The organism is Segetibacter sp., assembly GCF_025963695.1.
Taxonomy (GTDB): Bacteria; Bacteroidota; Bacteroidia; order Chitinophagales; family Chitinophagaceae; genus Segetibacter.
In genome coordinates, this window is the sequence record NZ_JAOQAH010000017.1 from 24,113 (window position 1) to 36,961 (window position 12,849).

General features: G+C 41.0%; 13 protein-coding genes. 2 read left to right on the forward strand and 11 right to left on the reverse strand.

Annotated features, from left to right (window positions below; genetic code table 11):
- Nucleotides 1-7: 7 nt before the first annotated feature.
- The 4 genes from JWR87_RS01810 to JWR87_RS01825 all read right to left on the reverse strand — a co-directional run bounded on the left by JWR87_RS01810 (nucleotide 8) and on the right by JWR87_RS01825 (nucleotide 6,382).
- On the reverse strand, nucleotides 8-2,338 hold the full coding sequence (locus JWR87_RS01810; protein WP_297814846.1) for a glycoside hydrolase family 95 protein: 2,331 nt from the start codon (nucleotides 2,336-2,338) through the stop codon (nucleotides 8-10).
- Nucleotides 2,339-2,538: 200 nt separating this feature from the next.
- Nucleotides 2,539-3,792, reverse strand: a complete 1,254-nt coding sequence (locus JWR87_RS01815) for a PQQ-dependent sugar dehydrogenase (RefSeq protein WP_297814847.1) — start codon at nucleotides 3,790-3,792, stop codon at nucleotides 2,539-2,541.
- Nucleotides 3,793-4,030: 238 nt separating this feature from the next.
- Complete coding sequence (locus JWR87_RS01820; RefSeq protein ID WP_297814848.1) at nucleotides 4,031-5,197, reverse strand: aldose epimerase family protein; 1,167 nt, start codon at nucleotides 5,195-5,197, stop codon at nucleotides 4,031-4,033.
- Between the two features lie 732 nt (nucleotides 5,198-5,929).
- On the reverse strand, nucleotides 5,930-6,382 hold the full coding sequence (locus tag JWR87_RS01825; RefSeq protein WP_297814849.1) for a response regulator: 453 nt from the start codon (nucleotides 6,380-6,382) through the stop codon (nucleotides 5,930-5,932).
- 288 nt (nucleotides 6,383-6,670) lie between these two features.
- Here JWR87_RS01825 and JWR87_RS01830 point away from each other — a divergent pair, with 288 nt between their 5' ends.
- Nucleotides 6,671-6,940 (forward strand): hypothetical protein, encoded by a 270-nt coding sequence (locus JWR87_RS01830; protein WP_297814850.1) that lies wholly within the window; start codon nucleotides 6,671-6,673, stop codon nucleotides 6,938-6,940.
- A 34-nt stretch (nucleotides 6,941-6,974) separates the two neighbouring features.
- Here the strand turns inward: JWR87_RS01830 and JWR87_RS01835 are convergent, their stop codons facing one another.
- From JWR87_RS01835 to JWR87_RS01865, 7 genes are all read right to left on the reverse strand, one after another.
- Entirely contained in the window at nucleotides 6,975-7,304 is a 330-nt protein-coding gene (locus tag JWR87_RS01835) for a hypothetical protein (protein WP_297814851.1), read from the reverse strand.
- Nucleotides 7,289-8,221 carry a hypothetical protein gene (locus JWR87_RS01840; RefSeq protein ID WP_297814852.1) on the reverse strand — a complete coding sequence of 311 codons (933 nt, stop codon included), beginning with the start codon at nucleotides 8,219-8,221 and terminating at the stop codon, nucleotides 7,289-7,291. The genes JWR87_RS01835 and JWR87_RS01840 overlap by 16 nt, the downstream gene beginning before the upstream one ends.
- A 127-nt stretch (nucleotides 8,222-8,348) precedes the next feature.
- On the reverse strand, nucleotides 8,349-8,825 hold the full coding sequence (locus JWR87_RS01845; protein ID WP_297814853.1) for a BON domain-containing protein: 477 nt from the start codon (nucleotides 8,823-8,825) through the stop codon (nucleotides 8,349-8,351).
- A 63-nt stretch (nucleotides 8,826-8,888) separates the two neighbouring features.
- Nucleotides 8,889-9,824, reverse strand: a complete 936-nt coding sequence (locus JWR87_RS01850; RefSeq protein ID WP_297814854.1) for an isoaspartyl peptidase/L-asparaginase — start codon at nucleotides 9,822-9,824, stop codon at nucleotides 8,889-8,891.
- Between the two features lie 137 nt (nucleotides 9,825-9,961).
- On the reverse strand, nucleotides 9,962-10,639 hold the full coding sequence (locus JWR87_RS01855; protein ID WP_297814855.1) for a YetF domain-containing protein: 678 nt from the start codon (nucleotides 10,637-10,639) through the stop codon (nucleotides 9,962-9,964).
- A 9-nt stretch (nucleotides 10,640-10,648) separates the two neighbouring features.
- Complete coding sequence (locus tag JWR87_RS01860) at nucleotides 10,649-11,335, reverse strand: YetF domain-containing protein (protein WP_297814856.1); 687 nt, start codon at nucleotides 11,333-11,335, stop codon at nucleotides 10,649-10,651.
- Nucleotides 11,336-11,929: 594 nt separating this feature from the next.
- Nucleotides 11,930-12,100 (reverse strand): hypothetical protein, encoded by a 171-nt coding sequence (locus tag JWR87_RS01865; RefSeq protein ID WP_297814857.1) that lies wholly within the window; start codon nucleotides 12,098-12,100, stop codon nucleotides 11,930-11,932.
- A 201-nt stretch (nucleotides 12,101-12,301) separates the two neighbouring features.
- Here JWR87_RS01865 and JWR87_RS01870 point away from each other — a divergent pair, with 201 nt between their 5' ends.
- A complete protein-coding gene (locus JWR87_RS01870) occupies nucleotides 12,302-12,586 on the forward strand; it encodes a hypothetical protein (protein WP_297814858.1) in 285 nt (94 codons plus the stop codon).
- Nucleotides 12,587-12,849: the final 263 nt, after the last annotated feature.

Sequence of the window (12,849 nt, forward strand, 5' to 3'; positions counted from 1 at the left end):
ACCTGCTTTATTGAAGGTCTGCATTCAATAAATACCTGTTGCCTTTTTCTGTTTTCATTGTTACAATTTTATCTCCATATCGCACAGTTGCCGGGTTTCCAAGTTTAGATAAAATTTCCACTTGTTTCAGTTTTCCGTTTTCCCAGTCCAGGTTTATCTCAAAACCACCTCTTGCAACTATTCCGTGGATATAACCTTTTTTCCATGCTTTTGGCAAAGCAGGAAGTAATTGTATTTCACCTGCCTGGCTTTGCAACAGCATTTCAGTTATGCCTGCGGTTGCCCCAAAGTTTCCATCGATCTGGAAGGGCGGATGGTTGTCAAAAAGATTGTTCAAAGTAGACTTTCTTAATAAAGCCAGCAGGTTTTCGTAGGCAGCTTCACCATCTTGTAAGCGGGCAAAGTAGTTAATAATCCATGCACGACTCCAGCCTGTATGCCCTCCTCCATTAGCCAACCGGTAGTCAATTGTTTTTCGTGCAGCTTGCAATAACTCCGGCGTTTGTTGTTTATTAATTTGCCTTCCGGGGTACAATCCAAATAAATGGGAAATGTGCCGGTGCCCCGGTTCTGGTTCCCTGAATTCTTCCACCCACTCCATAATTCGTCCGTCACTTCCAATTTTTGTAGGTGCCAACCGTTGTAGGATGCCCTGCAGCTTTTTTGCAAAAGCTACATCTTTCTTCAAAGCTTGTGCAGCTTCAATTGTATTTGAAAGTAGATCGCGAATGATCATATGATCCATAGTAGGACCCATGACCATGGTTGCGGTATCACCATTTTTAGTAATAAATCTATTTTCAGGCGAAATTGAAGGTCCCGATACCAGTTGTTTTGTTGCGGGGTTTTCGACCAGCCACGCTGCACAAAATTCTGCAGCTTCCTTCATAATCGGATAAGCAAACTCTTCCAGGTATTGTTTGTCGTGTGTAAACAAATAGTGCTCCCAGAAGTGTTGGCAGCCCCAGGCAAAAGCTGTGGGCCACATGGCCCATTGAGGTTCGCCGTACGGTTCGGTAAAGTGCCACGGATCAGTGGCAAAATGAGCAACGCTTCCTTTAATTCCATACATATCCCTGGCTGTCTTGCGGGCATCGGGCAGCAGGTCTTTCAAAAATTGCAGAAAGGGCATATGCAGTTCACTTAGGTTAGTGATCTCTGACGGCCAGTAATTCATCTGGATATTAATGTTGATGTGGTAGTCCGCTCCCCAGGGTGGATATAATCCTTCTGCCCATATACCTTGTAAATTCGCAGGCAAACCTCCTTGTCGCGAGCTGCTGATGAGCAAGTACCGGCCAAACTGGTAATACAACTTAATGAGTTTTGGGTCTTCATAACCATTCTGCATGGCTAGTATTCTTGCATCTGTGGGAAAATAAGAACCATCACTTGCCCCAAGATTAAGATCTACTCTCCTAAAGTATTGCTGGTAGTCGGCTATATGGTTTTTTTTAACCTCCGCATAATTCTTACTGGCAAGCTCAGCAAGCTGATCACCCGCCAGTTTTAATGGATCACCTCCCCTGTAATCTGTTGCTGCCGTTAATAATAGCAAAACGTTATCTGCTTTCTCTATTCTCAAACTGTCTCCGGCAAACGCAATTGTACCGCCTTCATTTATCACTTTCAGCATTGCAACCATCTTCACTCCTACCCCATCACCAACATGTTCGCTCATTATAATTTCGTTGTTAGCTGCGCTGAAAGTTGCTTTGTTTCCTGGCCGTCTCAATTTTACATTGAAGGTTATAGACGATGGCTTATTTGCAGAAAGTCGCACAAGAATCGCCTGGTCAGGAGCGCTGGAAAAGATTTCACGGGTATAACTTGTATTACCCGCAATGTAGGTAACCCGTGCAACAGCAGAATCAATATCAAGTTCCCGACGATAATTTGAAACGTCCCCTCTTGAATGCTGAAAATCCAACAACAAATCCCCCAGGGTCTGGTACGTACTCCCTACCTTTTTATCGCCCATCATTTTTTCCTTTGCAAGCCGTTGTGCCTCCGCATACTTTCCTGCAAAAAGCAATTTTCTCACTTCTGGCAAAGCTGCTTTTGCCCCAGGATTTACAAAATCAACATCTTTACCCGTCCACACAGTTTCTTCATTTAACTGAAGCCGTTCTGCGTTTACTCCCCCAAAAATCATGGCTCCCAGCCGGCCGTTTCCTACCGGTAAGGCTTCGTTCCAGTTAGCTGCGGCACGAGCATACCAAAGCTTCAAATCGTCAGCGTTTTTCTGCGACTGCGCTATTGAAGAAGATGACTTTATAAGAAAAAATAAAATCAACGAAATAAGCAAAAAGGGACGAAAGCTATAAGTAGTATTCATTGTACTTTTTTAGCACCGAAGTAGATTTATTAATCGCGGCGTGAATAAGATCAGGTTGACAACATGCAATAAAAGTGATAATAAAGTTGCATACAGAAGAAGGCAGGTGTAAATCAAAGTTTTAATTTATACCTGCCTTCTTTTTTTGAGAAAATGAACCTAATAAAACCGCTTGATCGGTCTTATAAAAAATCGATCAACTACTTACCGTACTGAATACGATAAATAGTTCCTTTAGCGTCATCAGATACATATAGTGAACCATCTGCACCCATGGCTAAACCACAAGGTTTATGTATGTCTTTATCTATCGCAAAACCTTCTGCAAAAATTTGCCATTTACCGGAAGGCTTACCGTTTTTAAACGGAACAAAGGCTACAAAATAACCTTTTTGTAATTCAGCAGATTTTGCATGGAAAGCAACGAAGGCTCCATCCTGATATTTCTGGGGAAACTTTTTGCCGCTGTAAAATAACAGACCGTTGGGAGCCAGGTGAGCAGGAAAAGCGACAACAGGATGTAGTGCCTTTTCAGCCCTTGTTTTCTTTCCATCTCCACCATATTCAGGAGAAAGCACCTTTTTGCCTTGAAACTGGTCGTAATAAACATAAGGCCAACCGCCATTAGAACCTTTGCGCACTTCATACATCGTTTCTGCAGGTAGCAGGGATGCTTGTTCTGCGGTATAGTATTGTGGAAACAGGTCGTGTAATTGATCCCTTCCGTGCTCAAGAATAAATAACGAATTGGTTTTAGTGTTCCAATCAATCCCAACCGAATGTTTGAAGCCGGTTGCATAATGAACTGCATCTTTATATTGTTGGTTCAGCTTATCGGCTTTAAACTGCCAAATTCCTCCTACAGAATCAAGAAGCGGGCAAGGATTTGGGGCAACTGTAGACGTAGGATCAATAAGACATGCCCCGAGATAAGAGCCGACATTTACATAAATGTTACCGCTATTGTCTACCGTGATAGACTTCGCATTGTCGCGGTTCCTGTTCACCAGGCCTACAATTATTTTATCCGGCTCGCCTGGGTTAATGACCTCACCTTTACTATCTAGTTTGTAACGGTAGACATCATCATTTGAAGAGGCGTACAAATAATCGTTCTTAATAAAAATGCCTGTACCAGGATAGTCACCAAAAGCTGTTTGCTGATCAAACTTTCCGTCTCCGTTTGTATCTTTTAAATAGACAATCCCTTTACCGTCCCTTAATTTAGACAGTTTAACGTATAAACCCCCTTGCCTGTTTGCGGCCAGGTGACGGGCACCACTAAGACTGTCAAAAATTACAGTTGCAGTAAACCCGGCAGGGAGTTGCATTTTTGAAGCTACAGAACTATCAGAAAATTGTATAGCAGATTTGCGGGGAGGAGCAGCAGACACATTAAGTGTTAGTGCAGTTAATCCAATAATAAAACCAGATGTGAAAATTAGTTTTTTCATATAGCGTTTAAAAGGTAAAAGCAGATTACAAGAAGTTTTTTAATTAATCCAAATGCCTCAATTATTTGTTTAAGCATTCGTTTTCAAAAATAAGGTTTCAATCAACGCAAAAAATGATTTGTCCCGGATCATAATGTTATAACGCGCCAACCTTATAAACAAACGGCATTAAACAAAAAATGTATGGAAGAACTTCCCATACATTTTTGTTGTAAATGTTATTTTATCACACACCTTATTATTTCTCTAATATCACTTTATACTTTGTTGTTGTGTGGTATTTTTCTCCTGGTTTTAAAATTGTTGAAGGAAAATTAGGCCGGTTAGGAGAATCCGGAAAGTGCTGAGTCTCTAAACACATTGCCGCATGTTTTTGAATGGGCGTACCAGAACTGGTCTTAATAGTGCCGTCTAAAAAGTTTCCCGAATAAAACTGAATACCGGGCTCCGTGGTGTATACTTCCAGCTTTCTGCCGCTTGATGGATCAGATAAAGTAGCAACAAGATCCATTGAACCCATTTGGTGGTTTAAAACCCAGTTGTGGTCGTAGCCACCGGGTACAGAACTAATACGTTCACCTACGGTGTGAGGTGCTGTAAAATCAAACGGGGTTCCCTTAACCGGCTTTAGCTCTCCGGTAGGAATTAGAGTGGTATCAACAGGAGTATACCTGTCAGCATCAATTTTTAATGAATGATCCAGTATGGTATTCTTTGCATCACCCGTTAAATTCCAATAACTGTGATTGGTAAGGTTTACCGGAGTTGCCTTGTCTGTGTCGGCTTCGTAATCAATAGTTAGTTCATCGTCTTCAGACAACGAGAATCTTACCATAACTTTTAGGTTGCCGGGGTAACCTTCCTCACCGTCTTTACTTAAATAATTCAGCGTCAGCGCCGGGGTTGCACTATCTATCGGTGCAGCGTCCCATACTACTTTATCAAAACCTTTTAAGCCTCCATGTAATGCATTTTTGCCGTTGTTAGTTGCAAGGGTGTACACTTTACCATCAAGTGTAAACTTGCCGTTTGCAATACGATTTCCATAACGGCCAACAGTTGCTCCGAAATAAGGGGGCTTGGCAAGATACCCTGACAATTCTTCGAAGCCGAGCATAATGTTGCTACTAGCACCGCTTTTAGCAGGGGTAACAAACGAAGTGATGGTGCCGCCATAATTGGTGATTTTTACCTGTACTCCTTTTTCGTTGGTTAGAGTATAGAGGAAAACTTTTTTACCATCGGTTTCGCCCCAATCTGATTGTTGAATTCCTGCTTTAGAAACTTTCGTGGAAGAAGAGTCAGAAGCATTGTTAGATTCCGAATTGCTACTGTTATTGCCGCAGGATGTAAATACTCCTGCCATCAAAATGCCTAGTGCTGAATTGACCACAATTTTTTTCATTTTATTTTTTTAATGTTATCCTTTCTTACTGTGTCAACTTTTACAATCGTTATTACAGTAACTTTTTTAGAATGCTAAAGTAAATTAAGTTAGCTATCCAAGTATTAATAAGTTGAATGGATTATTAAGCAGTAGTGGGATTATTAAATTAACCAGACGAACAAAACACATGGGATCGATGCATCGCAAATTATCGCACCTTAGCAAGCACCGGTTGGCAGTCAGACGAAGCCAACGAAATTTGGTATGCACAATATAGTCTCGCGGTTTGATTTCTTTTTTCATACAAACACCCCGTTTCATGATGTTGCTTTTATTGCAGGCATTTCGCTTCATCGGGTACAAAATTAGTTCCCCTTTTCTCTTATGGTCCTATGGCAGGTCGGGCAAACGCGGTGGCTTGCTGAGCTGTTGTGGGTCGCCGACTAACTGGCATGCACCGATGTGATCGCAGTTTTAGATTTCTTTTTGGTACAAACTCCGGTTCCGTGATGTTGCTTTAGTTGCGACGCATTTCGTTCATCGGTAGAAATCTGGTTCAGCTTTTTTTCTATGTTGCTGCACACGATTTAATTGCGCGGGTAAAAATTACAGGTGCGCCGGGGCACGTCAAGACTCGGGAAGGAGGTGGAACAATGGTTTGCCCTAGAAGTGAGTGACACAACAATGTTTCATTAAAAAACAAATGCCTGCAAACAAAACTGTTTTTTACTTTAATAAAACAATGGCAGACTAGGCGAGGCTCGCTTCTCTTAGAACAAAATTCGATTTTTCGACTCTCTCACTTTTTGGTTTGCCAAGTATAGTAATGGCAAGTTTAATAATTTTACATAGCTCTCTAAACGAAGCAGGCTTAACAATATAAAACGAGGCCCCATAGGTGTAGGCGTCGTCTATATCTTTCATATTCTTGGAGGTCGAGTAAATAATAATGGGCGTGTTTGGAAGCAAATCAAGATTAAAAATATCTTTTAAACAATTGATCCCGTTTTTGAGGGGCATATTTAAATCAAGGAAAACAAGGTCTGGTTCAACACTCGTTTTAATATGCCTGAGGGCAGCTATACCATCAATAACATGAGTGCATTGGCCCGAAGGAAGGATATCCAAAATGGCCTCGGTTAACAATAATGCATCGTCTTTGTCATCGTCAGCTATCAGAATATTTATGCGGGAATCTTGCATTTTTAAAATAGTATTGGTTTAAAATACAGGGGCAAAAGTAGGCTATTCATATTATATATATATATATATAATATAGAAAACATTTTGATTAAAATGCGATTTTACGATGTACAATTGCAAAAAAAGAGCTTACTGGCAACAAGAAATTTTCTTTATTGCTCTATTAGAAGTGACATTATGTAAAGTAACATTGAACATTTTCAATAACAAACTTTTATCGTCAAGATTTAAACCTGCATACAACTATTTTAGTCTTAATTCCGTTTACTATTAAAAAAGGCAGCTCAAGTGAAATTCTTTTCCCATATTAAAATTGTTGACCAACACCTGGCGCGTTATACTTTTTCAGTTTCGCATGACTCTCATTCGACTTTTAAAATTACTCCCATTCAAACTTGTCCGCCCTCTGATGAATTCCATTTACCTTCTTTTACTATTGTACTAAAAGACGGCGAATGGTTAACGCCCCCTGCATCAGAATTAGGAAAAATGCCCCCGAATCTGCTGAACGAATTATTAATAAATCTGGAGAAGAAAATTTCTGGAGTGATGGCTTAAACAAGTGAATTTTTTGAAATAATCCCTGCCCATATTATTCGTCCCAATTTTTGTCGGGCACCTCCTTTAAAGTTTTTGCAGCTTTTATTACATCCTGCAAGTCAACGGGATCCGAAAATGGATCGTCATCAAGCATGGTTACCCTGTTTAGCTTTTTCTGCCATTTATGCAATTCTTTTATGTAAGGCAGATACAAGTGTCTTGTCAGGTCGTCTCCCACAGGAACGATGTCTGCAAGGCCGTTGTGCAGCCATTTTCCTGTGTGCCAGTCGGGCATATCCACAGCAGGAAATAAACAAATTCCATGCAGGTCCATTCCTTTATCCACAGCAGCTAAAGCCTCTTCCATCACATCTTTAGCCACGGACCCCTGCCTTTGTTCATGCCGCTTGTTTCGCCAATTACCATTGGTCTTCCATATCTTGCCCAGACTAGTTGCAATAGATCGCATAGAGGTAGTATACGGTCATCGCCCGATACCAACGCAGCGTGTGGCCCGTGTTCGCGATATTCCATTTGGCCAAAAGAGTAATTATTAGGACCAGCAATATCTAATATTTCCGGAGCGCCTCCCAACTCCGGATGTTCTTTACCATATAAAAAATCCCAGGCCAGAAAAGTATCAACATAGGTTTCATGCCACGCCGCAGCTTCCTGTTCCGGACAATTGATTGGCGCCACTACATTTACTAAAGGATCAAAATGCACCATTCGTGCAGCTGGTTCAACCTCTCTTATCGCGTTTACTGAGGCTATTGCCGCTTTACATAAATTGAGTCTGAATTTAAACCTGTCTTCCTTAGCTTTTGCATACGGAGCCACCCATCCCCATTCCCCGCCGCAAAAGGCAAAAAAAGTGATTTCATTTATTGGCGAAAAGAAGTAAGGCGAACTTGTTCGGCCTACTATGTACTTAGCAGCAGCTTTACTATACGCAGCGAAGCGTTGCACAAATTCCTCAGAAAAAGCATCAAGATCGTCGGGATAACCGTAATGGCACAGTTCCCAAATCACAGCAATTTTTTGTTCGTTAGCTGCTGATATCATCGGATCTATGCCCGAAAAATCATACTCTCCCTTTTTATCTACCAGAGGCCACAATATTCCTTCACGTGCTACTCCTATACCCAGCTTGTGCAACATTTTATAGTCGGCAGATACGTACTTATCGTGCTGGGTTTCCTTAACCAGGTTTCTTCGGTTCCTGTCCCTCCATAAGAAAGTTGAACATTCAAATCCCGAAAGAAAAAAGGTTGGGAAAATGCCTGGTCTTTCAGCCATCCATTGCTTTTAATATAGGTTATCTTCTAATTTTTTATCAGCGGATATTTTAAAAATCTATGTTGGAAATTACAAAGCTAAATATGCAATTGATGAGTAACCAGAAGAAGCCGGGGTACACATTTAATTAGCGGGATGTGAGCTTTGCATCAACAGCTTTTGGCTTAAGTGTATTAATCGCATCTTTGAGTTTCATCACCTGGTCGTCGGACAGCTTACCCTGTAGATAAACAATACTGTCTTTAGTAATTGCTTCCATACCGGGATAGTCCTTAAGAAGGCTATCTACGCCCTGCTTTAATTGCTGGTCTGTACCAATTACAACAGGGGCAATGACTATATTGTTTTTTACTTCTTTTACTCCGAATGTCTCCTTTGCTGTCTTTTCGATTTTATCTTTTGACATTGGGGTTGCACATTCGCCACTCAGGGTAACTACACCTTTATCTACCGTAAACCTCACCCCTGCGAAATCTTTTTGCTCCTTCGTTGTGGCAAGAAGATCAGCTTTTATGGTAGTGTCCTTTGGAGTACATCCGGCCAGCAAGATTATAGCCATAAAAATGGAAGCTGTAAATACGGATTTATAGTTGATCAATTTCATGATTATCTTATGAATTGCGGTTTTCAAATTCCTATTCACATTAGTCGCAAAAATTGCTGATACTTATTCCTTGTAAATTCCAACGCCCTGTTCTCCATCTGAGGTTCTCCATGCCCGGTGCATCCTTTCTGAATTAAATTCAAATGTGAAGTTTCCCTCGGGGTCTACTGCAATTATTCCCATATCTCCCTGCGCATCTTTCAGCTCTTCTTTTATCAGGTAATTGCATGCTTCTTTTAAATTCAGCCCCTTGTATTGCATAATTGCAGAGACATGAAAAGCAGCGACATTTCGAATAAGTACTTCACCATCACCAGTAGAGGAAACTGCGCAAGTTTTATTATTTGCGTAAGAACCAATGCCGATAATTGAGCTGTCACCTATTCGTCCCGGCACTTTATTCTCCGTACCTCCGGTAGATGTTGCTGCTGCAACATTCCCGTCTTTATCAACAGCAACGGCGCCAACGGTGCCGTGCTCTTTTCTTCGAACCTGGTATTCTCCGGCTTGTTCTATACTGTTTGCTTCCTCTTCGGTCGCTGATAAATATTGTTCGTATGCATGGTCAGTAATAAAATAGGCCTCGGGCATCAGGCGCAGGTGCATTTTCTGTGCAAATTCCAAGGCACCCATATCTCCAATGTAAATGTGTTTTGTTTTTTCCATGATGGCTCTTGCCAGCGTAACCGGGTTTTTTACGTTCTTCACAATAGCAACCGCGCCTGACTTCATTGTCTTTCCATCCATAATTGAAGCGTCCATTTCCACCTCTGCTTTTTCATTTAGAGCTGAACCTCTTCCCGAATTAAACAAGGGGTTGTCTTCAAGGTAATTTACTGCCGCTTCCACTGCATCCATTGCAGTTCCGCCAGCCTCTAATATACCGTAACCAGTATCTGCGGCTTCACGCAACCCTTGTTTATAACTGTCGATGTTCTTTTTAATAAATGCTGAATCTGGTCCAGCCCCGCCATGTACTAGTATTGTTAGTTTGCCCATCAATCGTTTTTTATCATTTAAAAAATACGCTATTTGCCTTTACCCCTCCCGTTTTTCAATGTTTTAATTCGACTTGAAGAGTATAGTATTTATAGAAAAGGAAGCCAAACTGCTAGAAGTTCACTACTCACCTCTCACTATTTTATCGAATTCTCCCACCGCTCATTCTTACAGTTCGTACAGATCTCCGAGTTAGGATTGTCCCTTTTCTTTTTGCCACAACCCCAACACACCTTTTCTCCTCCGTCAGGCTGCGCTTCCGAAAATTCTCTATCATACCCAGGCAGGATGCAAAGTCCGCAACCGGGGTTTTCCTCCTTCACCAAACTAAACGTCCCGTTTGCCTCGATATAAACCCTTTTTACCTCTCCAAGATGCCTGTAGCCTTTTGACCGAAGTTCTGCAAACAAACGATCTACGGTTACAAGAGTTCCCTTCATTTTCTTTAGGTCGAGTACCCCGTCGTTTGCTAAAATGGTAAGGCTATCTTCTATCGCGGCTTCCGTTTTTTCGTTGCGGAAAGCAATTGCCGCCAGCAACCTTCCCACTCCGACTACTACCGCTGCAATAACAAAAGCGGGCAATATACCCATGTCAGCAGTCTCAAGAGGAACCCCGATAGCAGCAGCTAATGTAAATAAGGCGACCACTTCAATACGGTTAATTTGAGCCGCCATTCGTTTTCCAAACAAATGCATACTAAAAACAAGAAGCAGAAAGAAAACGGTAGTTCTGATTAGCAGTTCAATAAAAAACTCAGGCGGCGCTTCGCCAAAAAGAATTCTATGCCAATCGGTAATTTTTATTTCCTTCATAATTTTTAATTATTTTCCTATGATTGCTTTCGTCCAGTTATTTCTACCACAATTGCTGCAGTTATCAGCCGCTTCCTTTTGTACAAGCCCGCAAAAAGTACAGGCTTTTCCGTTGTCTGCCGTTTCCTCGTAGCTGTCTATCAAAGTGCGGTCAACTTGGGGGTAAATCGGCAGACCTGGTTTCGGCTCTTGCTCATACACCGAGAAAAGACCGTAGCCCTCCATATACAGCCGCTTTATTCTACCCAGGTTATAGATATTTTTGCTGCGCAACTCCTCAAATACCTGCTGATTTGTAATCTTTGTGTTGCGTAATTCGTCTCTATTAAGAACTCCGTCAGTTATCAGTGTGATTGTTCTTCCCTGTATGGCCTTTTCGACGCCTGAATTTTTAAAACCAATCCAGTTAAGCCCTCTTAGCAGAAGCAGCGTTACAAATAACACTAAGATGCCCCAGGTTATTCCCCTGTCTGGTATTTGCATAGCAGGGGCTACTATAGCACCCATCATCACCATTACCGATAGCTCGATAATAGAATGCATACCATTCATTCGTTTACCCATAAAACGCATGATCAGCATAGCACATAAATACATAATCAGGGCACGTACAAAAACTTCGACTAAATATTCGGGCGGTTGTTGGCCAAATAAAATGCGTTTTATATCAGCAAGATGTATTTGCTCTTTTTTCATGTAGGTTTCCTTTTTTCATAATAGATGCTTTTATTGGAGAAAAATTCACGCCAGACATATTTATTTTTAGAATGCGTCTACATTTATCGGTGAAGTGTCAAAAACAAGGTTTATTTGAGCTGGTTTTTTAAACGTTACATTAACACTTCAATCTTTGCCCGGTTTTTCAACCTGTAGAATGAAGTTCACACAAGGAGTTTTTGTAGAAGCAATATTTTCAAGGGAAGAAAAATAGCCGAAAAAAAATTATAAGTGTCTGGTTGGAACTCACTTCGGGTAGTATGCGGCTGAAAAGCTTATAGGATTAAATCATTAGGAAAGGACGTGTGATTTACACACATCAAGAAAATATAAGGGAACTGTCAAAGTTTACATAAAGCTTTATAACATTTAAAGAAATTTAAATATTAGCGGTTGTAAAAAGAGGTATGAATACTTAGGTAATTGCAAATGCTGGTTGCACAAAAACCCTTTTCCACAGCCTCCATTGAAGGAGTAGAAAAGGGGTTCGATGCGTTTGAGTTAACATTTAAAACATATGAGGCAACCCAATGGTAGTTGCCCCATTAAGTTATTGTAACAAATACTGCACGGTTAATGAGGTCTGGTAGTATCAGACTGGGTGCCGCTGCCAGTTGTACCTGTGCCACCAGTACCAGTGCTTGTACCAGTAGTACCGGAACCGGTTCCCGTTTGCCCGGTTCTTTGTGGGCTACAAAATGTGAACACAAACCCCATGGCTAATATAAACGTGATCTTTTTCATATATCTAAATTTAGGTATATGAGATCTATTACCGTGCCAGCAAGTACTACCAACGTAATTCTACTTTTTGTTTTTTCATGCGCGTTCCAATGTTATTAGTTTAAATCAGTTTTATGAACAACTCTAAAACGAAAACTTTTATCTCCTTCGATTGGCATTATTTTTTCAAAGGAGATGTATAACAACAAAAAAAACACTTATATGAACTCAGGATCAAAACTATTATTAGGCGCTTTAGCAGGAGCAGCGGCAGGGGTTTTTGTTGCAGGTTTTTTTACTGAAGAAGGTGAGCAAGTAAGAAAAAAGGTGGTTAAGGGCAGTAAAGATTTAACCAGCAATCTATCAGACAAGCTTGGTGAGCTGAAAGACACTGTTACAGATACAGTAGCTGGGTCGTACCAAACCGTAAAACAAGTTGCCACTGATTTCGTTGGGCACGGAGTAGACAAGGCATCGACTGTAGCAAGTAATGTAAGTAAGAAGTAGCAACATCTTTACTTTGTTAAGTTGAGGCAGCTTACGGTAAAATGCACATTACGCCGTTGTAGATGCCTTTGACGGGGATAAAATATCTTATCACACTATTGGAGAGGCTGTCTTTACTTGTAAAGCAGCCTCTTTTGTTATTAGGCATCTGCTACACTTACAGTGGACCGTTAATAATCGACATGCTTTTGGTGGCGCAAATCAACAACATCCGTAAGCAGTCAAAGAAAAAATATATAATTAAAACGGGTGTGGACCAGTCA

Bases quoted from the DNA above. Each gene is read 5' to 3' on its own strand.
- JWR87_RS01810 (WP_297814846.1), bottom strand. From the start codon at position 2,338: ATGAATACTACTTATAGCTTTCGTCCCTTTTTGCTTATTTCGTTGATT.
- JWR87_RS01815 (WP_297814847.1), bottom strand. From the start codon at position 3,792: ATGAAAAAACTAATTTTCACATCTGGTTTTATTATTGGATTAACTGCA.
- JWR87_RS01820 (WP_297814848.1), bottom strand. From the start codon at position 5,197: ATGAAAAAAATTGTGGTCAATTCAGCACTAGGCATTTTGATGGCAGGA.
- JWR87_RS01825 (WP_297814849.1), bottom strand. From the start codon at position 6,382: ATGCAAGATTCCCGCATAAATATTCTGATAGCTGACGATGACAAAGAC.
- JWR87_RS01840 (WP_297814852.1), bottom strand. From the start codon at position 8,221: ATGGCTGAAAGACCAGGCATTTTCCCAACCTTTTTTCTTTCGGGATTT.
- JWR87_RS01845 (WP_297814853.1), bottom strand. From the start codon at position 8,825: ATGAAATTGATCAACTATAAATCCGTATTTACAGCTTCCATTTTTATG.
- JWR87_RS01850 (WP_297814854.1), bottom strand. From the start codon at position 9,824: ATGGGCAAACTAACAATACTAGTACATGGCGGGGCTGGACCAGATTCA.
- JWR87_RS01855 (WP_297814855.1), bottom strand. From the start codon at position 10,639: ATGAAGGAAATAAAAATTACCGATTGGCATAGAATTCTTTTTGGCGAA.
- JWR87_RS01860 (WP_297814856.1), bottom strand. From the start codon at position 11,335: ATGAAAAAAGAGCAAATACATCTTGCTGATATAAAACGCATTTTATTT.
- JWR87_RS01865 (WP_297814857.1), bottom strand. From the start codon at position 12,100: ATGAAAAAGATCACGTTTATATTAGCCATGGGGTTTGTGTTCACATTT.
- JWR87_RS01870 (WP_297814858.1), top strand. From the start codon at position 12,302: ATGAACTCAGGATCAAAACTATTATTAGGCGCTTTAGCAGGAGCAGCG.